The organism is Allohahella marinimesophila (assembly GCF_039538005.1).
Classification (GTDB): Bacteria; Pseudomonadota; Gammaproteobacteria; order Pseudomonadales; family Oleiphilaceae; genus Allohahella; species Allohahella marinimesophila.
Window position 1 is genome coordinate 26,963 of the sequence record NZ_BAABBO010000019.1, and the last position, 23,003, is coordinate 49,965.

The following is a 23,003-nucleotide window of genomic DNA, read 5'->3' on the forward strand; positions in this document are numbered from 1 at the left end:
CTATCGGAATGTGATGCGACCGTCAGATGTTCTGTCTTCGAAGAATAATGTCACCCGGCACGGACCAGCAATGCACCCTGCCAGAGTTGCCGGAGCGCCCGGCGTATCCCTGAATCAAACTCAGGAATGAGGGCCGCGAGGCCTCGACTTCTCAATATGCAATTCACCTCAGCCGGAAGATGCTGCATTTGCCACAGTCCAAGCAGCATGGCATGAGTCTGTATAAGGAGCTGTACGCAATCCGCTTCAGTCAGGCCTGCTATTCGGCGACAAATCGATATGCTGACACGCTCCATATCTGTGAGCAGGCGGGACTTGAACTCGACAATGACTTCTTCATCGACCTTGCGTTCGAGCACGGCGGCGCTCTGGCAGGCCAGTGGCATGAAGTCGGGATTCAGGCGAACGAAGTCGGCAATGAGTCCGACGGCGGCGTCGATAGGGTCGGCCGTCTGCTTGTCATTATTGAAGAATTCATCGAGCGCGGCCAGCAGGGTGCAGTAATGCCTGGCCAGGATGGCGAAATAAATCGTTTCCTTGGTGTCGAAATAGAGATACAGCGTGCCCTTGGCCAGCCCGGCCGCCCTGGCGATATCGCTGACAGAGGGCAGGGTGTCGGTATCCTGTATCAGCAACTCTGCGGCAGCCCGCTCGATATCGCTTCGCCGTTTGACCTTGTCTTCGATATCGATGGCGCGGCTGCGCCGAGGCTGTTCACTCAAGGCTGTTTTTCGACTCCTGTTATCTCGCCGTCATCGCTGTACTGGATCTGATGATCCTGATACTTATCGGAATTGGCGAGACTTTCAAGCGCCTTGAGTGATTTAAAGGGAATATCGACGATGAGCGCGTTGACCAGCCAGCTCGGAATGGCGCCACCAGGCTCGGTATGCTGCAGCCAAACAATTTCGGTCTGTTCGTCGCCTAGTGGTTTGATGTGGTAATGGGTTTCCTGTTTGCTGACCCGAACATAGCTCTTGTTCGGCGCAATCTTGTCGTCTACGGCATACAGATCCATGACGATGGTGTCCGAATCTGACGCCTTGCTGGTGTTGATTTCCAGAACGTAGTCCCGGTCCATGACCGGCCAGGGCAGGTCGTTCACGCTGTAGGCATGGCGCTTGGAAAACTGCTTGTCGTCAAACCCCCAGGACTCCACACAGTTCAAGACCCACTCCGTACATGAAGTTGGGTCCGACATCACGGCCATAATGTCTTCTATCGAGGCTTCAAGGGTATACACGGCCTTGAAGGCCTGAAAATCGCTGCCGGGAAAAGGGCGGGTATAGACGACAACGCCATCCTTCTCATAATCCCGTTTCCACTGCTCATCTTCAATCAGCAGTTCCGCACGGCTGGTGCCTGAGGCAATAAGAAGACTGAGGCTCGCGAGGAGCAATGTAGAAAAACGCAGGATCACGCGAACGAGCTCGTGGTGGGGCGCAAAGCTGAGCAATCGAGCTGCAGCGTCAAGTTTCGGTGGGGTCATAGATGCCATTTCGTTGGAGAATTCTGTTCAGCTGACTGGCTAGCACAGCACGCGCGGCGGATATTAGCACAGGCATCTGTGGCAAACTGAGACGCTTTCGACCCCTTGCAGCACCGGTGAGGTCGAAAGCTTGGAGCGGAAAGCGTCGGTAGGCGAGCCGCTAGTCCGGCAGGGTGATATTCAGCTCGAGTACTGCGCAGTCATCATTCTGGTCAAGTTGAACCTGAACGTCCTCGCGATTGATCTTGACGTATTTGCCAATCACCTCGAGGAGTTCCTGTTCAAGCTTGTCAAGGTAGTCGGGCCTGCCACGGCGATTGCGCTCGTGGGCCACGATGATCTGCAAGCGTTCCTTTGCCATATTGGCTGTGGCGGTTTTTTTTGTTCTGAAGTAATCAAAAAAACTCATGCTCAAGCTCCAAACATTCGCTGGAAGAAGCCCTTACGAGACTGCTCAATGAAACGGTGGGGGATCTCTTCGCCCAACAGGCGGCCAACAGCATCGCGATAGGCATGCCCTGCGTCACTTTCTTCTTCATGGATAACGGGAACACCCTGGTTGGACGCTGTGAGCACTGACTGCGACTCAGGAATGACGCCGAGCAAAGGGATCGAGAGAATCTCCTCGACGTCCTTTACGCTCAGCATCTCGCCCTTGGATACGCGAACAGGATTGTAGCGGGTAAGGATGAGATGCTCTTTGACTGGATCCTGGCCCAGCTCGGCACGCTTGGACTTGCTGCTGAGAATGCCAAGTATTCTATCCGAGTCCCGCACCGAGGATACTTCCGGGTTGGTGACGACGATGGCTTCGTCGGCAAAGTAGAGCGCCATGAGAGCGCCGTGTTCGATGCCGGCTGGCGAATCACACACGATATACTCGAAGTTTGTAGCGAGCTCATCAAGCACTTTGCCTACGCCTTCCTTGGTCAGCGCGTCTTTGTCGCGCGTCTGTGAAGCTGGCAGGATGAAGAGCTTGTCTGAATGCTTGTCCTTGATGAGGGCCTGATTGAGGGTCGACTCACCATTGATGACGTTGACGAAATCGTACACGACCCGTCGCTCGCAATTCATGATCAGGTCAAGGTTCCGCAGACCCACGTCGAAGTCGATGACTACGGTCTTATGACCTTTCAGGGCGAGTCCTGTCGCGATGGAGGCGCTCGTGGTGGTTTTACCCACACCACCTTTTCCCGAGGTAACAACGATGATTTTACTCAATTGACAAATCCTGATTGAAGCTGGTTGGTTTTAGCTGAGTGCCTGAATTTTCATCTTGCCGTCTGCAAGATAGATTTGACAGCTTTTCTGCCACTCAGTCTTCTGGAGATCTTCGCTGATTCTGTACTGCCCGGCAATGGAGACCAGTTCGGCCTCAAGGCTGTGACAGAAAATTCTTGCAGCCTGGTTGCCCTTGACGCCAGCCAGCGCGCGACCACGTAGGGCACCATAGACGTGAATATTGCCATCCGCGAGTAATTCCGCACCGGCGCTGACAGCGGCGGTGACGATGAGATCGCCGCCCTTGGCGTAGATCTGCTGCCCCGAACGCACCGGGTTCGTGACGATCATGTTCCTGGGAACTGCTTCTTCCGCAGGTTCGGCCTGCGTTTTTGGTTCTTCGGATTCGGCACCTGACTGCTGCTGATCATTCTCTGGCGCCAGCTGCGGCGCAACGATGGTCTCGTTGGTAGGCGGCCGAAATACTGGCTGCAGCCGTTTGTCTTCAATTACCGGCTCGACGTCAGGCGCCGGAATGCGGGTAGCTTCGGCCAAGGAGCGCTGTGAGGTCATGACTGCAAGACCGGCTGCTTTCGCGTTCTTCGCAACGACGCCTCTGGCGCCGCGAACCGCAACCAGCTGAAGCCTAAGACCGGCACACTGTCGCTTGATCAGACCAAAGTCCAGGCTTTCCAGGGCCGTCGTCTCGCTGACTGGTTGAACCTCGTCTTCCGGACCGTTACCTTCGAATTTTTCGAGGCTGAGCACGATCGGGAGGTTTTCAAACAGTTTCGGTGCCTGGGCGATCTTCTCCTCGACGGCTTCGAGAAATCTCGTTTCGTCGTAATAGTAGAGCTCGAAGGTGGTGAGCGGAGTGAGAGCGCCCTTAATCTGAAGACAGGTCGCGTCGAGAAGGTCGGCATTAGCCTGAGACATCGTTTTGTATTCCCTTTGCATGCGGTGTGTTCATTATTGTGGTAATACCTTTGACAGCCAAGGGATTTACCCGCTGCGGACACCGACGTAATCCGCATTCTACGAGGAAAGTGTGTGAAGAGAAAGACCCCTGCCCACATGAGCACGAAAGCGTCGGTTGGTGCCACTGAAGGCCCCCCGAAGATGGCGCGGCGGCTATTGCTGAGCGCATTGCACCTTATTGAACGCCGTCTCTTCTCCGAAAATTTCATCGTTGCCAATCTCACGCCCTACGACGAAATATACAGAGACGGCATAATGTCTGTTCGCCACTATCTGCCGCTGGAAGATGACAGCATTCAGATCGGCGATGAAATACTTGAAGTGAGCCGCCGTCGCCTGCCGGTCCCGTTGGTGTTCGTGCCGCCGCTGGCGGCCACCTCGATGATCTTCGATCTGCTGCCAAATCGCAGCCTGATCCGATACTTTCTGGCCATGGGCTTCGATGTCTATCTGCTCGACTGGGGCGAAGTGACCGAGGCTCACTACGAACTGTCCCTGGAGTCCTACGTATTGTCATGGATGCCGGCGGCCATGAAGGCGGTGCGCGAGGACAGCGGGCAGACCGAGGTGTCGTGTTTCTGCTACTGCATGGGCGGGCTGTTGACGCTAATGTACGCCGCGACTGCAAACGACACCGGGCTTCGCAATGTCGTAACCGTGGCGAGCCCGATCGATATGCACCAGAGCGGCGTCGCCGGTCAGATCCTTTCAGCGGTTTATCGCCCCGCGCAGATCATTTCAAGACTGCTCAACTTTTCGCTCATGGATCTGCCCGCGCGCTTCATGCATGTGCCTGGCTGGCTCAATTCACTTGTCTTCAAACTGACCAATCCACTCGGCAGTCTCATCAACTACTGGGAGTTACTGGTCAACCTCTGGGATCGTGAATTCGTCATCAATCACACTACGGTGAGCCGTTGGTTCGACGACATGGTGGATTATCCAGGTCAAACCATAAAAGAGATGACCGTCAGCATGATGATCAACAACGAAATGGCTGGAGGGCGTTTGAAGATGGGTGATCAACGCGCCGAATTCGACAACATCCGATGCGCCATTCTCGCGTTCGCAGGGGCCGATGATCGCCTGGTCAGCCCTCGTTCAGCCCATAGACTGCTGGATATAGTTGCCTCTGAAGACAAGGAATTCTGCGTGGTGCCCGGCGGGCATGCTGGCGTGTTTGCTGGCAGCCAGGCCCCCGCATCGACATGGGCTATCGCTGCCGACTGGCTGGTACAACGATCAACATAGAGAGGCGCTTTACACCCCAGTGACATTGCGTTGACAAAACGTTACCGCTTTATAGGCCAAAAAGCCGACGTGGCGGGCGTTCATCACAGTTTTGGTTTCGACGTTTGGCTATTATTTGCTCAGTGACAAATTAATGGCGGGACAACAGATGAGAGCACTACTTGTTCTGGCAAACTGCCCACGGAATCCAGGATCGTCCATGGTTCTCTACTTCAGATTATTTGCGATACTGTTGTGCCTCAATCTGGTAGCTCAGAGTGGGCAGGTGAAAGCAGAAGGCTTCGGCAGCCAGTACCATCCGTCACAGTATCGTCCCCATCACGCCTTTCAGCCTCAGCATCAGCGCCTGAATTCACATCGTGGTTTTACCATCGAGCTTTCAGAGCTGGGCGATCTCATGGGTTTTTCAGATGTTCGTCCCCGGTTAAGCAGTCGACAGGGCGGCCATACCGATAGCGAAGACGATCGGATCGGCTATCTGGCCGACAGACTCCTTCCGGAGTGGATGGGCGAGGCGATAGAGGAATCTGCTGAAGTCATTTTCAGTGCGAACGACGAAAAGCGTGGCTTCCGGCCCAGGTGCAAGTACGATTCTGCACCAGCTTTCCTCCAGGATGCGCTGCAGCAGGCTCATTACCAGGTCAACTTATACGGTAATACCTCTACTTTCGTCGTGGGCTGGTTGTTTTGAAGGGAATTCAACTGGCACACTGAAGGCCTTTCACGACCCAGGCCGGAAATGTAATGCCAAAGACAACAGACGCTTACGCCGGAGCTGCCGCTCATACTGATGTAGATACGCTCATCGATGAGCTGATTGCCACAGTCGGCAAGCGAATCGTCATCGGCCTGCCGCTCGGCATAGGCAAAGCCACCACCGTTATCAACGCACTCTACCAACGGGCACTTGTCGACAAGACGATCTCGCTGAAGATCATTACTGCGCTCTCGTTATCTGCGCCAAAGCCTAAATCAGAGCTCGAAGCTCGTTTTCTCAAAGCCTTCCTGAAGCGTCAATATGACGATGTCGTACCGCTCGACTACGATGCGGCCGTGAGGTCGGGGAAGCTGCCGCCCAATATCGAAGTGACTGAATTCTTTCTGCAGGCTGCCGGGTATCTGGGAAATGCTTACGCCCAGCAACATTACATTTCCAGCAACTACACCCACGTCGTTCGTGATCTTCTCTTGCAGGGTATCAATGTCATCGCCCAATACGTGGCACGAGACCCTGATCATGACGACGACACCAGGCCACCGCAGTTTTCGCTCAGCTGCAATCCTGACCTGACGCTCGATCTCAACGTAGAGCTAGCCAGGCTCAAGGCCGAAGGCACACCAATCTGTCGTATCGCTGAGATCAATGATCATTTGCCCTTCATGCCTCATGATGCTGTTGTCGAGGCCGATGATTTCGAGCTGATCCTTGATCCACCAGCGCCCCATTCCGCGTTATTCGCTGCGCCTTCGATGGCTGTCAGTCCCGCAGAGCACATGATCGGTTTCTACGCCAGCAGTCTGTTGCGCGACGCGGGGACCCTGCAGATTGGCATCGGTTCGTTGGGCACTGCTCTGGTGCACAGTACCATTCTTCGGCAGCATCAGAACGAGCGCTATGCCCAGTTTGCCGACCTGATCAAGCTGCACGAGCGCTTTCCGTCAGCCGCAAGCGTCGGGGGGCTCGAGCCGTTTTCTACCGGCCTTTATGGCTCCAGCGAAATGCTGACAGATGGCTTCATCCAGTTGATGCAGACAGATATTCTCAAGCGCCCGGTCTACCTGGATCTTCACTTGCAGCAGGCGCTTCACGACCTCGCCAGTCAGGGAGTTGAGGAGCCATATCTTCACAGAAAGGCCTCTCTGCTGTTGATTGATTCTCTAGTGGCGCAAGGCGCCATCGAAAAGGTGCTGACTGCCGGTGACGTCGATTATCTCAAGTCGATCGGCGTGCTCGACCAGGCGGTGGCGCTTCGCGATGGAAAACTCTGCTTCGAGGCTTATGAATGTGCTGCGGACACCACAGACCCTGATTCGAGAGCGGTGCTCGAGGATGCCCTGTTCGCTGCAGAGCTGAAAGGCGGCATCGTGGCCCATGGTGGCTTCTTTCTTGGGCCTGATGAATTCTATGAGGCACTGAGGTCCATGAGTACGGCGGAGCGTTCTGGCATTTGCATGACCAGTGTGCGCTTTATCAACTCCTTGTACGACCACCGATTTGGCTCGCAGCAGCTCAAGGCTGCCCAGCGCAGTAATGCCCGCTTCATGAATTCCGCCATGATGGTCACCGTCGGCGGCGGTGCAATCTCGGATGGCCTCGACGATGGACGGGTCGTCAGCGGCGTAGGGGGACAGTACAATTTTGTCGAAATGGCACACCAGCTACCCGGCGCGCGCTCAGTGCTCATGTTGAAAGCCACCCGTGAGTCCAATGGCGAGACGCGATCCAACATTGTGTTCAACTATGCGCATCAGACCATACCGCGTCACCTGCGCGATATCTTCATCACTGAATACGGTATTGCTGATACTCGGGGCAAGCAGGATGCCGAGGTGTATGCCGCCATCATCAGAATAGCGGATAGCCGCTTTCAGCCAGAGCTGATTGAGCAGGCCAGGCGCGTAGGCAAGTTACCGCGGAACTTTGAGCTGGAAGCAGCTTACCGAAACAACTATCCCGCCACCTATAAGCACGCCATGCAACAGCTGGACACGTCGTTTACCGCTGAAACCTCGGCATTTCCGCCCTTTCCTTTTGACTGCGCCTTCACCAGTACCGAACTCAGGGTAGGCAAGGCCTTGAAGTGGCTGAAAGCGGCTACAGCCTCTCGGAGAGGCATGATGGAGACCAGCGTAAAGGCGTGGTTACTGAAGACGGAGCCCTCTGAAATCGACGCAGACGCTTTGGCACTCATGGCCTACCAGGGTAATTGGAACCAGGCCGAGGGCTGGAAGGCCAGCCTGAAGGCAGAAACAGAATATCGCCTGTTCCTGCTGGCAATGCGTCAAACCGATGATCTCAATGAGTCAGCTTGAATACTGACCATCTGTCTTACTGAAAGCGTCCGCGCTTGCCCTTGATGATCTCGGGTGGTGGACCGGGGGGCTTTTCGAGCCCTGCGATCAATTGGGCGTGGCCGGCATTGACGGCCGCCGAAGCCAGGCGTGTGATCTCGGCGGTGGATGAATCGGGGTAAGTGGGGATGGCCGAATGCGCCATCAGGTGCACTCTACCGCCTGGCCTCCGCAGATACCTAATGAGGTGAGACAGCATGTCATCATCACCCACGAAAGCCGCATCGTAGTTCAGCGTACCGTCACATTCGTACAGGATGGTCATGGGTTGGACGGGTACGCCAGCCTGGATGGCAGCAATGAACAATTTGCTGTGAAAGCGTCTGACCGTCAATCCCTGGGTGGTCGTGCCTTCCGGAAACATGAGTATGCTGTTGCCTTCCTGCATGAAGTTGCGCAAATCATCAATGACACTGCCTGCATTGTTGCCACCGCGTTTGATGAACAGGGTGCCTGCGACTTCGGCAAGCCATCCGATCAAGGGCCAGCTCCGGACCTCAATCTTCGATAGAAAATGCACCCTTGTGCTGGCTGCAAACACCGCAATATCTATCCACGACACATGATTGCTCACCATCATGCAGGTGGCTGTAGTCGGCTCGCCGTAGCGGTGAATGCGCAGGCCCATGACCTTGCAAAAGCCCACGGCCCAGAGATGAGTGACGCCAGACGGCGAATAGCTGCCGCGCGAAAGGGCTCGCCTGACGATGAAATAGAGGGCAAAAATAGCCCCACTGAGAAAGTACAACACGACTGCACTCACGCGCAGCGACAGCCTGACTTTCTGGATCAGGCTCAATTGGGTCTGGGACTGCAAATCAGACAGTGTCCTATTCTTTCAAGAAGTGGCGCGCATACCTCGCCTCCAGAGCGCTGACCTCAAGCAAGATGAAGAGATCAGCGCAGCGGAAGTGTGGGTCCCAGCAGGGATCCCCGCCAATGCGGGCCCCGAGCCTCAAATATGCCCGAATCAAAGGTGGAATCATAACCTTTTGCTTGCGGCTGGTCATGCTTTTCAGCGTTTCGGCAGGCTGGGGCAATGGCTGTCTTGGCTGAACCTGAAGAGCGGGCGCTATCAGATGGCTGGTGTGAATCTGGCGGGTAATATTCCAGGCATCATCGAAGCCGTCAGCCACACTGATCGACCCACAGCCCAGCAGGTAGTCGTAGTTGTTATCGAGCACGTATCTGGCAATGCCCGACCAGAGCAGCGCGAGAGTCGCGCCATTGCGGTACGCAGGCGCCACACAGGTCCTGCCAACCTCCAGCTTACGGCCAGGCAATGCCGTGATGGCGGCCAGATCGAACTCGCTTTCTGAGTAAAAACCGCCGCAGCCGACAGCCTGTGCATCGTCGAGCAGGCGGGTCGTAGCGACGACTTGTCCGCTGATGTTGTCGAATACCAGCAGGTGGTCACAATGCTCGTCGTAGTGGTCGACATCGAGGTTTGGCTCTGTGGTTTGCAAGTCAGCGCCGTACTCCTCGGTGAATATCTGAAAACGCAGGCGCTGGGCGGCACGGATCTCTTCGGCCGTTCTGGCCACTTTCACGAACAGCTCGGCACGTCGGGGCGCTGGCGATGTCTTGATGGCAACGGCAGCGTTGTCTATTGAGAGCATTGCTTCCATGGAAACCTCGGAGCGTGAGCGCACAACTTAAGATTCTTGGCGCAGGATTGACAAACCAGTCCAGCGTAAAGCCCATGTGTGACATCATGGTGACAGTAACAAAAAGTTGCTTAACGCAGCTTCTTGGCTATCTTTTTGTACAAGAATCAAAAAAATGGCTCAGAGTCATGTTCCAACTTACGAAGTGAGATCAGACATCGTGGATAACAGCGAAGCTTGGCGTATATTAATTGTCGAAGATGACGAACGGTTGGCTGAATTGACCAAAGAGTACCTTGAGTCGAACGGTCTGATCGTCAACGTCGAAGAAAATGGCACCAGAGCAATCGAGCGCATACAGACCGAGCAGCCTGACCTCGTTGTACTGGATCTCATGCTACCTGGGGAAGACGGGCTCTCCATCTGTCGCAAGGTTCGACCCAACTATACGGGGCCGATTCTGATGCTGACCGCCAGAACCGACGATCTCGATCAGGTGCTCGGCCTCGAGATGGGCGCCGACGATTATATGTGCAAGCCGGTCAGGCCGCGCGTTCTGCTGGCACGGGTGAGGGCGCTGCTGCGACGCATCAATGAGTCCGGCACCAACGTGGCCGAAGCTGTCGATGCGAACAGGTCCGGTGACGAACCTTCGAGACTGCAGTTCAACAATCTTGTTATCGACCGTTCGATGCGCGAAGCCTGGCTCGACGAGTCGAGTATCGATTTGACCAGCGCTGAATTCGATCTGTTATGGTTGTTGGCAAGCAATGCTGGCCGGGTGCTCAGCCGTGAAGAAATTTTCACGGCCCTTCGAGGTATCGAGTACGACGGGCAGGATCGTTCGATCGATGTCAGGGTGTCGAGAATTCGACCCAAGATAGGCGACGACCCTGTTCACCCGAGACGAATCAAGACCGTTCGTAGCAAGGGGTATCTCTTCGTCAGGGAGATCTGATGCAGTCTGGATGTTCCTGGCACCCTGCCAGGTCTGCCCTCAGGCAGATGTTCAAGTCTTTAGGGCAGCGAAGCGCCAGCTGGAAACGCTGGGCGGGCATTGACGAATTACCGATAGCCGATAACGTCTTTCTCAGGGTTTTCTTCGGCGTGGCCGGGGCGCTGCTGATCTATGCCGTCTTTGCTGTGGCCATCTTCCATTTTCTCAACAGCACCCGATACAGCGACTATCGTGAGCAGCGAGTAACGCCGCTCATGACCTGGATTGCCGAAGATACACGACCCCGCCTCGAGTTACTGACCGCCATTACCGGTACCAATGAGATCCACGCACTCCGTCAGCTACAACAGTTGCCGCTGACAGGTATTCAGCGCGAACGTCTGCTGGCAGGCCAGACCGTTGTGCTCCCCTACCATGGCGGTACTCAGGCCTTTCGAATGCTTCCTACAGGGCAGGTGCTCTCCATTCTGTTTTCAGACCTGGAGCTTGAGACAGCGCTCTGGAGTACGAGACTGGTCTCAATTCTCAGCAGACAGAGTGACGAGGCCATGCAAACGGCTACCGTAGACACCCTGGCCCGACGGCTGAACCTCCCCCTGGTTCTGCAGCCAGTCGAAAACATGGCACTGTGGCAGCTTGGCCTGAGACAGCGCTTCGTCCAGGAGGGCTGGACCGTCTTTCCCGTGGTGACTCATGCTGACGCGGGTGTTGAGCAGCGGGCACTCGCCGTAGCGCTCGACGACAAGCACTTCCTGCAACTCTCACCCTTGCCGGGCTTTAAAGTCTGGGCCTGGCCCGTGCTCGGCACGCTGGTTGCGCTTGCGCTGGTGTGTGTAGGCGTGACTTTGCACCTACTATTGCAGCAGATCGAGAGCCGTCTGCGGAAAATAGAAACGGCGGCAAACCGGATTTCCAGAGGTGATATGGACGCCAGGGTCGTGGATCCGCACGTTGATGCCGTGGGGCGCCTGGGCAGCGTCTTCAATAGTATGGCCGATCATATCCAGAGGCTGGTCGACGTGCAGCGGGAAATGATTCACGCCGTATCTCATGAGCTCAGAACGCCGGTGGCTCGCATCCGCTTCGGTATTCAGATGATCGAAGACTTCGTCGACGACAAGGTGGTCACCAAGCAGCTCAAGGGCATCGACTCTGACATACAGGAGCTGAATGAGCTGATCGATGAGATCTTGACCTATGCGCGCTTGGAGCAGGGCGGTCCGATACTCGATTTCCAGACCACCAACGTCAAGGATATCGTGCAGCAGATAGTCAGTGAGCAAACGCGCATTCACCAGCGGATTGGCATTCAGGCCAATATACAGGTAGCCAACCCGAAAGCCGTAGTATCCGAGGTTGAACCGAGATATATCCATCGTTCCATGCAGAATCTGGTAGGCAACGCAGCGAGATACGCAAAATCCCAGGTGCAGATCAACGCAAATTTTGGTGACGAGACGATTCGTATAGATGTCGAGGATGACGGACCAGGTGTCCCGGAAGAGGATTGGGAGCGAATATTTACACCATTCGCACGTCTGGACGATAGCCGAACCAGGAGCAGCGGTGGTTACGGGCTCGGACTCTCGATCGTCCGTCGCATTCTGTACTGGCATGGAGGTCAGGCTTTCGTCGGCAAGAGTGCACTCGGCGGCGCCAAGTTCAGTCTTGTCTGGCCACGAAAACAACTCAGCTCGTAACGAACAGTAACAAATACAGACAGTTCAGCAACATACCGCTTGAGGGGCTTGATCTACACTTTAGACAGTGTTAGGGATGACGCTTTGAGGTTGTAGTTCTATCGAACTTTCCTTGTTTCATGTATTCGGGGCCTATTTGGCCCTGTTTTTTTGTCCGCAGAAAAGTTGCCGTCCGCGCCTGAACCTTCTCATATGGGGTCATGTCGTTCGAATGCAATGAGATGATCCGCCTGTACGCGGATGGGCAGGGCATCCTTCAGCTCATAGTCATGATGGCTTGGGCAGAGTATCTCGATACGTTTGCCGGACCTGAGTTCCAGTCTGTACAGCGTCGAAGAACCCGCAAATACCTTGCCCACAATGACCGCACTCATATCACTGTTTCTGTCTTCGACGACATCGTCTGGTCTGATCAGTACATCGACCGGATGACCCTCTGGCCAACGATACGCCCGATTGCCAATCAATAGACCTAGCTCTGTTTCAATGGCTTCACCACTGCGCATGATGCCTTCGAGCAGGGTGCCCCTGCCGATGAAATTGGCCACGAAGCGATTGGCTGGTTCATGATAGAGGTTGAACGGTGAGTCCCACTGCTGGAGGTTACCGTCTTTCAGAATGCCCACCTGATCTGCCATTGCGAACGCTTCCTGCTGGTCATGCGTCACCATGAGGGCAGTGGCATTGCGCTGCTTGAGAATGTCTCTGATATCGAGACTCAAGCGGCCGCGCAGCTCAGCATCCAGGCTCGAAAATGGTTCGTCCAGCAGAAGAAGTGTAGGTTCAGGCGCTAGGGCGCGGGCGAGAGCGACTCGTTGTTGCTGCCCCCCGCTGAGTTCATGAGGGTACTGTTCGCCAAACCCGTGGAGGCCCACGAGTTCAAGCAACTGGGCCACCGTCTGCCGCCGCTTCTGCTTGCTCAGGCGATCGAGACCAAAGGCGATGTTCTGGTTGACAGAGAAGTGCGGAAAAAGCGCAAAGTCCTGAAACACCATGCCTATGGCGCGATGCTCCGGCGAGACGTTGACATCCTTCGAGGACAACAGTCTGCCGTCAATTTTCACTTGACCAGAAGAGACCGAATTGAACCCTGCGAGGGTTTTCAGCAGAGTCGTCTTGCCGCAGCCACTCGGGCCCAGAAGGCAGGCGATTTCGCCTGGCTTGAGCACGAATGACACCTGGTGCAGGACATCCGTACCATCATAGCCGGCGGAAAGCTGTTCTATCTCCAGCGCATAACGCTGATCAGTCGACGCGACCATTGAGCAGGAACTCCATCAACGCCTTCTGTGCGTGAAGCCTGTTTTCGGCTTCATCCCAGACGACCGAACAGGGGTGATCCAGCATGGTCTCGGAAATTTCCTCGCCCCTGTGGGCTGGCAGGCAGTGCATGAACAGGGCGTCGGGGGCGGCATGCTGCATGAGCGCGGGCGACACCTGATAGGGCTTGAACGCAGCGGCACGTATCTTCGCCTCCTCTTCCTGGCCCATGGAGGCCCACACATCGGTTGCGACGAGATCGGCGCCAGTAACGGCCTCTTCAAGACTTTCAGTAATAAAGATCCGGTCTGCGTGCTGCTCGCACAAGGACTTGAGCGGCTCATAGCCCTTGGGGCAAGCGACGCGCAGCTTGAAATCGTAGCTGCTGGCGGCATTGATGTAGCTATTGCACATATTGTTGCCGTCGCCAATCCAGGCCACTGTCTTGCCCCGAATACTGCCTCGATGCTCGTAATAGGTCTGCATGTCGGCCAGCAATTGACACGGATGGTAGTCATCGGTCAGGGCGTTGATGACGGGAACATCAGAAAATTGCGCGAAGCGTTCAAGTGTTTCGTGGCTGAAGGTTCTGATCATGATGATATCGACCATGCGCGACAGCACTCGTGCGCTATCCTCCACGGGCTCACCTCTGCCGAGCTGCGTATCCCGTGAAGAGAGAAACAGGGCCTGGCCGCCGAGCTGCGCCATGCCTGATTCGAAAGAGACCCTCGTTCTGGTCGAGGATTTCTCGAAGATCATGGCGAGTACTTTGGCCCGCAACGGCTCGTAAATTTCGCCGCTGGCCTGCTTGGCTTTCAGTGCGATACCGCGCTGAATAATGTAGTCCAGCTCCGCAGGCTCAAAGTCCTGCAGAGTCAGAAAGTGTCTAGTAGTCAAAGGTTCTGCCTAATCTGGCTGCACTGATGATGCCGAACTCAGTGCAGGTTACATGTCTTACGGAGTCGCCTATGGCATCGTTTCAGATGTTAACCCGGCGCTCAGTGTCGAGGTGTCTTTCGATCATCTCCGGCATAGAGCTTGATCAGGTTGACCACGCTGTCGAGTAGAAATGACTGATCTTCTGGCTGCATGATCAACGGCGGGCTCAGTTGTATCACTTTCTCCCGATAGACTTCAATCAGAAGGCCGGAATTTAGCGCAAGTGGAATAATCGCTTCGCAGGGCTCATTCATCTCGATCGCAATCAGCAGGCCACGGCCACGAATATCCTTGATGTAGTGCGCTCCGGCAAAAGCGGACTTCAGCGCCGACAACAGCTCTTCACCGAGGGCGAGAGACAACTCACTCAGGTGACCGTCCTTGATGACGGCGCATTGCGCGCTAATGACGGCGCTGCTCAGCAGGCCGCCGCCCAGTGATGTGCCACGTGCGCCGTCGTGGAGTAGATCGGCAGCGGCATCGCGGGCCAAGCAGGCGCCCGACGGTAGACCGTTCGCCAGTGCCTCACCACAGGTCACCACATCCGGGCTGATACCGTGCTCCTGAAAGGAAAAGAAAGTACCGGTTCGTGCGGCGGTCGTCTGAATTTCATCCAGTATCAGCAGCCAGTTGAATTCATCGCAGATCTGGCGCAGTCCGTGAAGAAACCCTGTGCTGGCGAAGCGGATCCCCGCTTCTATCTGCACTGACTCAACCATCACGGCGGTGATGTTTGTGTTGGCTTCTGCAATCTGCCTAAGTCTCGACAGATCGTTGAAGGGCGCGCGAACGAAACCCTTCACCAGCGGTTCATAGCGGGCATGGGCCTTGCGGTAATCACTGGCGCTCATGGTAGCCAGAGACAGGCCATGAAAGCTGCCCTCGAAGGTCAGTATGGCTGGCTCGGCAATCTTCTTTCGGCGCCCCTGGAACCTGGCAAGCTTGATCGCGAGTTCATTGGCCTCCGCACCCGAATCGCACAGAATTGCCGAGTGCATCGTGGCGATCTGGCACAAATCGGTGCCAGCACTTTGCTGAACTGGAAGCTGCAGTACAGGCGAGGCGCTCATGAGGCGGTCCGCCTGGTTCTTGACAGCCGCGATGAGTTCAGGATGCTGATGCCCAAGATTGCACTGATTATGGGACGAAATGGCATCGAACAAAGGGGGCTCATTCTCCCGCTGCAACCAGCAACCATCGCCACCCGAAATCAGTAGTGGCAGGCGGCCAAATTTGTTGGAGTACAGTGCCGGCATGTAAGCGCAACCTCGATTGAGTGAAGAGCAGGCTGTCCTGAACTGCTTCAAGACCTCCGGCTAAACTAGTGATAGACTATTCGATCATCAGTTATTCAGGCCGCGAGCAGACCGAATCAGATGCTGCAGCGAAGTTGGGTGGTCCTGCGACTGTTCCAGGCCAGGTGTCGGCGCGGTAATGGTGCTCACTGCAGGTCCCTTCCGATATATTCGGAGCAGTATAGTAGAGTTTACCTGCTGAGGGCGTTCGCGGCAGTATTTATGAAACGCATGAGGTAATTTTATGGATGTCGTCAAGACGATCGAAGAACAGTTGAGCAATAATCACATCATTCTCTACATGAAGGGTTCGCCAAACGCCCCTCAGTGTGGATTTTCGGCGAAGACCGTTCAGGCATTGATGGCCTGCGGCGAAAAATTTGCCTACGTGGACATCCTCGAGCACCCAGAACTGCGTGAGGCGCTGAAGTCTCATTCGAACTGGCCTACCTATCCCCAGCTCTACGTAGATGGTGAACTCGTGGGCGGGTGTGACATCGTGCTGGACATGTATGAGAAAGGTAAGCTTCAGACCCTGGTCAAGTCAGACGCCGCTTAGGCCGCCCTGCCAGGCGTGCTAGAGTGCGCCTGGCATATACTGTAGCCTGATCCTGTACGTGTAGCCGTACTGTCTGTCTTCCGACGGCGGCGGCGTATATGGCGCTGCTGCGTAGCTTGCACGAATAGCAGCGGCGTCAAGCTCCTCCAGGCCGCTACTGCGCGCGATGCGTGCCGCCCTCACAATGCCATTCGGATAGAACTCGAGATCTACAGCCAGCGTTCGCTGACGCCTCAGTGACCGAAAATTGAATTGCTGATGGTGCCATCGAGGTTGCGCAAGCCTTTGCATGAGATAGTTCCAGTAAGGCGAGTCGGTAGTCGGGATTTCTGCCAGTCGCTCAGCCACTTCACGTTCATCTTCCCCGACTAATCGTTCGATGATGGCTGCAGTCTCAGTGGCCGCAGTGTCGTCTGGTGATTCAGAGGGCCTGGGCTCAGGCTCGACAGGCTTGGCGGTATCAGCAAACACTGATGGCGCGGGCTTCGCTGTCACCGGGGGAGGGCTCTCTGGCTTAACGTCCGGGAGGGGTGCAGAGCGCTGTCCATTCCTGCTAGTGACCACTGGCGGTGGAGTAGCTTCCGCCGGCGTCGCCAATGGTTCCGACAATTCGGCTGTTTCGGGCTCGGCAGTGGGTGCTTGGGCCGTGTTCGGCACTTCTGGCGGAGTCATCACTGGCCCGGTCACAGGCGGGGAGGGTGTGTCGGATGCCCGGCCCGAAGACGTAGGCTGGGGCTGAGGGCGTACAATGCTGACCTCCATGCCTCCCGCGTCAGAGCGCGCAGCTTGCTGGGGGGTCAGTGCAATGATCAGGGCATGGAGGGTCAAGGATATGGCGCCCCAGAAAATCACTGTGTACAGACGATCGTTCAACAACACCAATGAACCACAAGAAGACTCAGCCCTTGAAATCTAGGCAGCTTTGCCGGAAATTTTTCTCAAATTGCTCATGACAGCATCCATTGCCCTGTCGACGAGCATGCCTTCCTGAAGAAACTTGACCCGACCGCGACGTAACTCATGAGCGACTTCGGCGCGACTCTTTTCAACGACCTTCAAACCCAGGCGGTTGACGAAGATCATTGTGCCGGTTTCTTCGATCGTGGTCGAAAGCTTGCAACGGAACTGGCTGCCATTGACCAGTGAGTACTCTACCCAGGCGCCAGGACTCAGCTGATCAACTCTGTTCAGGTATTCTATCAGCGCAGCATCTTCCATCTCGGCCTGTCTTTCGACGGCGTTCTTGGCTGCTTCGATATCGGCTGATAGAACAGCGGAACGAGGCGCGCCAACCACATCATCCTGATCACCGGGTTGTGTCGAGGCAGAGGCCAGTTTGAAATGCGCCGTCAGATCCCGTTTCAGCTCGATGATGAGCTGCTCGGTTTCAGCTGGGTCGTAGGAGACATCCTGCAAGCCAGATTTAAGATTCTTGAGCAGTTGCGGAACAATCTTGACCCATCGCTCCCGACCGGCGCGGTTGATTCGCGACTGCAGGCACCAGGTCAGTTCGTCGACCACGCGAACAGTCTGATTGAACCTATGTTCGGATTCCTCCTTCAGAAAAGCGAGAAACATGACCTGGCTCCAACCATTTCGCAGTAGACGAATGGCAGAGTCCGGCAGGTCGCCACCTTCCATCTTGGCCTGCAACAGACGCTCGACCACCCGGTGCGCGCGCTGCGCCTTTACCCGACCGACTTCGGATTCGCGGGTTCGCTGCTCAACAAGTGAGGCCTTTCGATCCTCACGCGCCCGAAATGCATCGAATTCATCATTCAGGGTCTGGAACAGTGTCATGTCGCCATCGTAGTCATTGAGAATGCGATCGACGATGGAGTGAATCTCTTCATAAAGCTTGTCGCGCCGACGCTCGCTGAAGTCACTCCAGCCAATGCCTGCCTTTGCCACCGAGTTAAGCAGCTTGCGGGCAGGGTGCGAGGGCTTGCTGAAGAAGGCCTTGTCTCTGATGGCTACTTTCAGAATTGGAATCTGCAGGCGACTGATCAGCACCTGCACCGGGGCCGAAAGATTGTAATCCTGCAGTATGAACTCAAACAGCATGGACACGAGGTTGATGAGGTCTTCGTCTGCCTGTGATAGGGCCGGTGGAGGACCATCCTTATGCTGGCTGGCGAGAAAGCGATCAAGGGAGGCACGCATGTCGACTGCCAGTACCTGGGTGTCGTCAAGCGGTCGCTCACTGATCTGTTCCTGAAGGTTCGAGAGCGCACCGAAGAGCTGTCGATCCGCAATGTAATGTACATTGTCGCGTGGAGCGGCTCGTCCGCCATTCTCGGCAGCTTCCCCGCTCTTGTTGCGAATGCTAGCCATAAGCGTCTGCAATTGTGAAAACAGCGCCTCACCTTGCTGCTGCGCGGCCAGGGCCTCGGCAGCGTTTGCTGCGCTGCTGTCATTCTGTGCAGCGGCCGCCGGCCGGGCTGACTGTGTTCCTGCCTCGCCCGCCGAGTTCGCTGATTTCTGAACGCCGAGCTTCAGGTTTGGAAGAATACCCGCGGCGGCCAGGAGCCGGTTTCCGTCTTCAAGAATACCGCCAATAAAGGATAATACTTCCCGATCGAACTGCTTCAACAGTATGAGGCGTTCTCGGATCTCCATGGCCAGGTCACTGCGATGGCAAACTTCCAGAAAGGTTCGGGCAATGAAATCCGGATCGAGGGGGTTCACTGGATTCTGCGCGCTCGCATGGACATAGAGACTGCTCACACGGGCCTGGAAGTTCAGCAATTCGCCGGCAAAATTTGCCCGCGCCTTGGTCACCATTGTGGTGATGGCGACCGACTCCTCCAGGGCGTCATTCTGAACAAGGCTCAGCGTATCCATGTCGATCTCGTCCGCTGCGGCGCGAAGATCTTCCTGGTAATGCCCTGGGGCATTGAGTTCCGCTTCGAGTTCGGCGAGGAATTCAGCTTCGATCACACGCCGCCTGATGCGAATTTCACGCATGGCTTCAAAAAAACGATTCTGTTCGTTATTTGTATGGGCGTGGTTAGCGAGCTCGAAGAATGAGTCGTCGGTGCCGTCGAACATTCGGGCGAGCAGCGCTGAAAATCTGTCTCGAGCAAGGTCGAGCAGACTGGCATGAACAGCAGTATGCTGGTCGCGGAAAAGAGCCTGGCCAGGCTTTTCCGAGGGAGACATGTCAGGACCGGTGATCATATCCAGACACCGTCATCACGTTGAATCGATGAAACAGCACTTTCCGATTCTAAAACGAAAGCAGTGAGATAAAATGACATAGAGCCCCTGTTATGGTTGTCCGCAGCAATGCGGTCATCGGCCTGATGGCGGATGAACAAGGGTATTGGTCGTGGCGGCGACTCTAGATTAGTTATAAGTAGTTTTATGTTTTAATGCTACGGATTGTACTACAGATTGCCAAAATAGCCAGTATCACCTGATTATATTGCGATCAATTGCACTACGGTGATGATTTGTAAGATGTCGACGAAAGGCGCTGGAGGGCTGGAGGGCTGGACGAGGAGGTGATACCGCCCCGGGTGCCGCCATGGCCGCCCCGGGGCTGGTCAGCACTATTTAGCCGCGGGTCGTGTACTCGGGGCCAACGCCGAGGCCCCAGATGACCACGCTAGCAGCGATAAGCGCTACGAGCATCACCAGGCCGACAGTCAGTATGCTGCTGGCAAACATGAATCCACGCTCTGGCGGAATCTTCATGAGAATTGGAAGGCCTTCATAGAGCAGGTAGACAGAGTAAGCGACTGCGAGCAGCCCCACAGTCATGACGATCCACACATTGGGATATACAGCAACGGCGCCGGCCAGGAACATTGGCGTGGCTGCATACGCTGCCAGCTCAACGCCTCTGTGAGCCTCTTGATCCACGCCATAAGTGACTGCCATGAAGTCGATAAAGCGTCCTAGAACGTAGACGCCTGACAGCATCGCAAAATAGAACAGAACACACAGGCTGAGCCCGCTCGCGGTGGTCAGGCGCACAGTACCAGAACCGCCGATGCTCCAGCCTGTCTGAGTGACGCCGATATAGGCGGCTACGGCTGGAATAAGCGCCAGCAGGAGCGTGTGTTGAAAGTACAGTCGACCGGGAGATTCGGTCTTCGCTCGAATCAGGGCCCACTCCTTGTCAGGGTGAGTGAATAAACCGAGCGTGTGTTCCAGGATCATAGAGTTCAACTCCTTTATTGTTTGTCGGCCTGTTTGAGCTGCCAGGTCGGCGCTGTGAGAACCGTTTCGAGGCAGACTATGCCCTTACTATTGTTCTAAAGAAATGCCGGAAGCGAGTCAATGACGCCCTTATACTTTGATGATCTAAACGGCGACTGCTTAGATTCTCTGGGTATGTGTCTGGGCGCGCATGTGCTTATTGATTGCGAAGTGCAAGAACAGATTTTATTGCGTTATCTTTTATCTGTTTTATCTCAAGCCGATACCCATGGAGAACAAGGCAGACCGGATTGTCGGGGATGTTTTCCAACGCTTCGAGAATCAGTCCATTCAGCGTCTTCGGGCCATTTATCGGTAGCTTCCAGCCAAGCAGCTTGTTTATTTTCCGCACTGTAGCTGAAGCGTCCAACAGTACGCGCTCATCGTCGAACAAGGTGATTTCCGGGCTCGTGTTGGCGACATCTGTGGTGAACTCACCCACGATCTCCTCGAGAATATCTTCTAGCGTGGCCAGTCCGAGCACGTCGCCGTACTCGTCGACAACGATGCCAATTCGCCGCTGTTCCTTCTGAAAGTTCAGGAGTTGGGTGTTGAGCGAGGTCTTGTGGGGGATGAAATAGGCGTCCCTGCTGTGCTGTAGCAACATGGCCTTGTTGGAAAATTCGTGAGTCAGAAAGCGACCCAGATTCCTGAGGTGGAGGATGCCGAGAATATTGTTGATGTCGCCCTTGTATACGGGTAGCCGTGTATGTTGTGAGGTCTTGAGCTGCTCCACGATCTCGTCGAGGTCGTCTTCGAGGTCGATGCCATTAATATCACTCCTCGGTACCATGATGTCTTCAACACTGACCTTTTCCAGGTCAAGAATGCTCAGCAGCATCTGGCGGTGTTGTTTGGGGATTCGGGTGCCGGCCTCGTGTACGAGCGTTCGAAGCTCCTCTCGTGAGAGGTGATCACTGCCAATCGCGCTGGCATCGATCCGTAGCAGTTTAATAAGACCATTCGACAGGAGGTTGACAGCCCAGACCAGTGGATACATGAGTACGAGCAAGGGTCGCAGGATCAAGGTCGCCGGAAAGGCAATTCGCTCAGGATAGAGTGCAGCAATGGTTTTCGGAGTGACTTCAGCAAAGATGAGGATGACCAGTGTCAGCAGCGCCGTAGCAATGGCAATGCCTGCGTCTCCCCATATTCTGATGGCGATGATCGTGGCTACCGAGGAGGCAAGGATGTTTACGAAATTGTTGCCGATCAGAATAATGCCGATCAGTCGGTCCGGACGTTCGAGCAGGCGCTGGGCGCGCTGGGCTGCCCTGTGATTCTGTTGGGCGAGGTGGCGCAAGCGATAACGGTTGAGTGTCATCATTCCGGTTTCAGAGCTTGAGAAAAACGCTGAACAGATAATAAGAATCAGAAGGAGGACGAGCAGCGACTCGACGGACATGTCGTTCAATTCAGAAGCTTCCAGATAACGTGAAGGATTCCCCTTGCGATAGTACTTCGCTCAACGCAGAGGTGACTGGGGATGCGCCGTTCATACTACGCGAGCAGATATTGCAGTGCCAGTTTCGAGCCCAGAAACCCCAGCATCAGCAGCCCGAGGGCAGATACTGTATACACTGCCGCAGTTTTGGCCCGCCATCCCCAGAAAAACCGACCGAGCAGGAGCATGATGCAGACCGCCCAGGCTGCAATGGTAAAGACTGACTTGTGGAGCAGTTTCTGGGCAAAGAAATTATCAGCAAAAACGAAGCCGGTCAGTATGGCGAGGGTGAGAAATATCGCAGCGCCAGTCACCATCTGTATCAGCAGGCGTTCCATCAGCAAGAGGGGCGGAAGTGCCCGTATCAGGCGGTTGTTGGTGCGGGTCTTCAGCTGCGCGTGCTGTAGGTAGACCAAAGAGGCCTGGAGGGCGGCTACCGTCATGAGGGCGTAGCCCAGCACTGCGAACCCGACATGCCAGATCACGGCTGTGCCCAGGTGAATGCCAGGTGTGCCGGCGCCGCTCGGGAAGAGCAGGACGATCACGGTGACTGCGCTGACGGGATAGATCAGTATCTTGAGGTTATGCACTGGACGAAAAAACGCCATCACGACGATCAGCACCGACGACAGGAAGGCGATGGCTGATATCGAGTCGAGCAGCGCTATGGTTCTTTCGGTCGGGCTGAAGCTGAGGGCTATCCAGATGCAGGCGCCGTGCAATGCCGTCGCGGCGATACCGATGAGGCCGGAGGCGAAGCGATTCTGCGAGATCTTTCCCGACAGCACTGCCAGCTGCAAGGCAAGACCAAGGGCATAGAAGGTTGTCGAGATGGCACCAAAGGCCGGTAGCCAGCTATAAAGAGTGGTTGTCGGCACTAATCGGAACTCTGAAACGGGCGGCGCAAAACTTGAGCGATGGCGGGCCGAAAACGGCTTTGGCCACTGATCTTTATGCGATCAAGCGTGAAGTATGCGCGAGCGTTCGCTATAATCCAAGCCCTTTTGCCACAGCCTCGCTC

Annotated in this window: 21 protein-coding genes; 6 read left to right on the forward strand and 15 right to left on the reverse strand. The window is 55.4% G+C overall.

Annotation, left to right across the window (positions count from 1 at the left end; translation table 11 throughout):
• Window positions 1–50: 50 nt before the first annotated feature.
• The 5 genes from ABD735_RS17970 to minC all read right to left on the reverse strand — a co-directional run bounded on the left by ABD735_RS17970 (window position 51) and on the right by minC (window position 3,646).
• Entirely contained in the window at window positions 51–722 is a 672-nt protein-coding gene (locus tag ABD735_RS17970) for a TetR/AcrR family transcriptional regulator (RefSeq protein ID WP_344809059.1), read from the reverse strand.
• Window positions 719–1,489, reverse strand: coding sequence for an START domain-containing protein (locus ABD735_RS17975; protein ID WP_344809061.1), 771 nt, complete (start codon window positions 1,487–1,489; stop codon window positions 719–721). Before ABD735_RS17975 ends, ABD735_RS17970 begins: the two co-directional genes overlap by 4 nt.
• A 160-nt stretch (window positions 1,490–1,649) precedes the next feature.
• On the reverse strand, window positions 1,650–1,898 hold the full coding sequence (gene minE / locus ABD735_RS17980) for a cell division topological specificity factor MinE (RefSeq protein ID WP_344809063.1): 249 nt from the start codon (window positions 1,896–1,898) through the stop codon (window positions 1,650–1,652).
• Window positions 1,899–1,900: 2 nt separating this feature from the next.
• Window positions 1,901–2,710, reverse strand: a complete 810-nt coding sequence (minD, locus tag ABD735_RS17985) for a septum site-determining protein MinD (protein ID WP_344809065.1) — start codon at window positions 2,708–2,710, stop codon at window positions 1,901–1,903.
• Window positions 2,711–2,740: 30 nt separating this feature from the next.
• Window positions 2,741–3,646, reverse strand: a complete 906-nt coding sequence (gene minC / locus ABD735_RS17990; protein ID WP_344809067.1) for a septum site-determining protein MinC — start codon at window positions 3,644–3,646, stop codon at window positions 2,741–2,743.
• A 114-nt stretch (window positions 3,647–3,760) separates the two neighbouring features.
• Here minC and ABD735_RS17995 point away from each other — a divergent pair, with 114 nt between their 5' ends.
• The 3 genes from ABD735_RS17995 to ABD735_RS18005 all read left to right on the forward strand — a co-directional run bounded on the left by ABD735_RS17995 (window position 3,761) and on the right by ABD735_RS18005 (window position 7,972).
• On the forward strand, window positions 3,761–4,939 hold the full coding sequence (locus tag ABD735_RS17995) for an alpha/beta fold hydrolase (protein WP_344809069.1): 1,179 nt from the start codon (window positions 3,761–3,763) through the stop codon (window positions 4,937–4,939).
• Between the two features lie 199 nt (window positions 4,940–5,138).
• The gene (locus tag ABD735_RS18000) at window positions 5,139–5,630 is read left to right on the forward strand and encodes a hypothetical protein (protein ID WP_344809071.1); all 492 of its coding nucleotides are present in this window, start codon (window positions 5,139–5,141) and stop codon (window positions 5,628–5,630) included.
• A gap of 53 nt (window positions 5,631–5,683) precedes the next feature.
• A complete protein-coding gene (locus ABD735_RS18005) occupies window positions 5,684–7,972 on the forward strand; it encodes an acetyl-CoA hydrolase/transferase C-terminal domain-containing protein (protein ID WP_344809073.1) in 2,289 nt (762 codons plus the stop codon).
• Window positions 7,973–7,988: 16 nt separating this feature from the next.
• On the opposite strand, the gene ABD735_RS18010 is transcribed toward ABD735_RS18005, so the two are convergent.
• Both ABD735_RS18010 and ABD735_RS18015 read right to left on the reverse strand, forming a co-directional pair.
• Window positions 7,989–8,828, reverse strand: a complete 840-nt coding sequence (locus ABD735_RS18010; protein WP_344809075.1) for a lysophospholipid acyltransferase family protein — start codon at window positions 8,826–8,828, stop codon at window positions 7,989–7,991.
• A 13-nt stretch (window positions 8,829–8,841) separates the two neighbouring features.
• Window positions 8,842–9,639: a GNAT family N-acetyltransferase gene (locus ABD735_RS18015; RefSeq protein WP_344809077.1), complete on the reverse strand. Its 798-nt coding sequence runs from the start codon at window positions 9,637–9,639 to the stop codon at window positions 8,842–8,844.
• Window positions 9,640–9,793: 154 nt separating this feature from the next.
• Here ABD735_RS18015 and ABD735_RS18020 point away from each other — a divergent pair, with 154 nt between their 5' ends.
• Both ABD735_RS18020 and ABD735_RS18025 read left to right on the forward strand, forming a co-directional pair.
• Window positions 9,794–10,576, forward strand: coding sequence for a response regulator (locus ABD735_RS18020; RefSeq protein WP_344809079.1), 783 nt, complete (start codon window positions 9,794–9,796; stop codon window positions 10,574–10,576).
• Window positions 10,576–12,276, forward strand: a complete 1,701-nt coding sequence (locus ABD735_RS18025) for an ATP-binding protein (RefSeq protein WP_344809081.1) — start codon at window positions 10,576–10,578, stop codon at window positions 12,274–12,276. Before ABD735_RS18020 ends, ABD735_RS18025 begins: the two co-directional genes overlap by 1 nt.
• 188 nt (window positions 12,277–12,464) lie before the next feature.
• Here ABD735_RS18025 and ABD735_RS18030 read toward each other — a convergent pair whose 3' ends face one another.
• The 3 genes from ABD735_RS18030 to ABD735_RS18040 form a co-directional block, all read right to left on the reverse strand.
• Window positions 12,465–13,538, reverse strand: coding sequence for an ABC transporter ATP-binding protein (locus ABD735_RS18030; protein WP_344809083.1), 1,074 nt, complete (start codon window positions 13,536–13,538; stop codon window positions 12,465–12,467).
• Window positions 13,522–14,436: an ornithine carbamoyltransferase gene (argF, locus tag ABD735_RS18035; protein ID WP_344809085.1), complete on the reverse strand. Its 915-nt coding sequence runs from the start codon at window positions 14,434–14,436 to the stop codon at window positions 13,522–13,524. The genes ABD735_RS18030 and argF overlap by 17 nt, the downstream gene beginning before the upstream one ends.
• Window positions 14,437–14,537: 101 nt before the next feature.
• On the reverse strand, window positions 14,538–15,734 hold the full coding sequence (locus ABD735_RS18040; RefSeq protein WP_344809087.1) for an aspartate aminotransferase family protein: 1,197 nt from the start codon (window positions 15,732–15,734) through the stop codon (window positions 14,538–14,540).
• Window positions 15,735–16,017: 283 nt separating this feature from the next.
• Between ABD735_RS18040 and grxD the strand changes: the two genes are divergently transcribed.
• Entirely contained in the window at window positions 16,018–16,332 is a 315-nt protein-coding gene (gene grxD, locus ABD735_RS18045; RefSeq protein ID WP_344809089.1) for a Grx4 family monothiol glutaredoxin, read from the forward strand.
• An 18-nt stretch (window positions 16,333–16,350) separates the two neighbouring features.
• Here the strand turns inward: grxD and ABD735_RS18050 are convergent, their stop codons facing one another.
• The 5 genes from ABD735_RS18050 to ABD735_RS18070 all read right to left on the reverse strand — a co-directional run bounded on the left by ABD735_RS18050 (window position 16,351) and on the right by ABD735_RS18070 (window position 22,860).
• The gene (locus tag ABD735_RS18050; RefSeq protein ID WP_344809091.1) at window positions 16,351–16,827 is read right to left on the reverse strand and encodes a TonB family protein; all 477 of its coding nucleotides are present in this window, start codon (window positions 16,825–16,827) and stop codon (window positions 16,351–16,353) included.
• Between the two features lie 417 nt (window positions 16,828–17,244).
• Window positions 17,245–19,512: a DUF1631 domain-containing protein gene (locus ABD735_RS18055; protein WP_344809093.1), complete on the reverse strand. Its 2,268-nt coding sequence runs from the start codon at window positions 19,510–19,512 to the stop codon at window positions 17,245–17,247.
• Window positions 19,513–19,890: 378 nt separating this feature from the next.
• Window positions 19,891–20,499 carry a Yip1 family protein gene (locus ABD735_RS18060; RefSeq protein WP_344809095.1) on the reverse strand — a complete coding sequence of 203 codons (609 nt, stop codon included), beginning with the start codon at window positions 20,497–20,499 and terminating at the stop codon, window positions 19,891–19,893.
• A gap of 196 nt (window positions 20,500–20,695) precedes the next feature.
• Window positions 20,696–21,943: an HlyC/CorC family transporter gene (locus tag ABD735_RS18065; RefSeq protein WP_344809232.1), complete on the reverse strand. Its 1,248-nt coding sequence runs from the start codon at window positions 21,941–21,943 to the stop codon at window positions 20,696–20,698.
• A gap of 95 nt (window positions 21,944–22,038) precedes the next feature.
• Window positions 22,039–22,860, reverse strand: coding sequence for a cytochrome C assembly family protein (locus ABD735_RS18070; protein ID WP_344809097.1), 822 nt, complete (start codon window positions 22,858–22,860; stop codon window positions 22,039–22,041).
• Between the last annotated feature and the right edge of the window lie 143 nt (window positions 22,861–23,003).

Excerpts from the sequence above, each read along its gene's own strand:
- ABD735_RS17975 (WP_344809061.1), bottom strand. The coding sequence starts at position 1,489 with ATGACCCCACCGAAACTTGACGCTGCAGCTCGATTGCTCAGCTTTGCG.
- minE (WP_344809063.1), bottom strand. The coding sequence starts at position 1,898 with ATGAGTTTTTTTGATTACTTCAGAACAAAAAAAACCGCCACAGCCAAT.
- minC (WP_344809067.1), bottom strand. The coding sequence starts at position 3,646 with ATGTCTCAGGCTAATGCCGACCTTCTCGACGCGACCTGTCTTCAGATT.
- ABD735_RS18000 (WP_344809071.1), top strand. The coding sequence starts at position 5,139 with ATGGTTCTCTACTTCAGATTATTTGCGATACTGTTGTGCCTCAATCTG.
- ABD735_RS18005 (WP_344809073.1), top strand. The coding sequence starts at position 5,684 with ATGCCAAAGACAACAGACGCTTACGCCGGAGCTGCCGCTCATACTGAT.
- ABD735_RS18015 (WP_344809077.1), bottom strand. The coding sequence starts at position 9,639 with ATGGAAGCAATGCTCTCAATAGACAACGCTGCCGTTGCCATCAAGACA.
- ABD735_RS18020 (WP_344809079.1), top strand. The coding sequence starts at position 9,794 with ATGGCTCAGAGTCATGTTCCAACTTACGAAGTGAGATCAGACATCGTG.
- ABD735_RS18025 (WP_344809081.1), top strand. The coding sequence starts at position 10,576 with ATGCAGTCTGGATGTTCCTGGCACCCTGCCAGGTCTGCCCTCAGGCAG.
- ABD735_RS18030 (WP_344809083.1), bottom strand. The coding sequence starts at position 13,538 with ATGGTCGCGTCGACTGATCAGCGTTATGCGCTGGAGATAGAACAGCTT.
- ABD735_RS18040 (WP_344809087.1), bottom strand. The coding sequence starts at position 15,734 with ATGCCGGCACTGTACTCCAACAAATTTGGCCGCCTGCCACTACTGATT.
- grxD (WP_344809089.1), top strand. The coding sequence starts at position 16,018 with ATGGATGTCGTCAAGACGATCGAAGAACAGTTGAGCAATAATCACATC.
- ABD735_RS18055 (WP_344809093.1), bottom strand. The coding sequence starts at position 19,512 with ATGATCACCGGTCCTGACATGTCTCCCTCGGAAAAGCCTGGCCAGGCT.
- ABD735_RS18060 (WP_344809095.1), bottom strand. The coding sequence starts at position 20,499 with ATGATCCTGGAACACACGCTCGGTTTATTCACTCACCCTGACAAGGAG.
- ABD735_RS18065 (WP_344809232.1), bottom strand. The coding sequence starts at position 21,943 with ATGTCCGTCGAGTCGCTGCTCGTCCTCCTTCTGATTCTTATTATCTGT.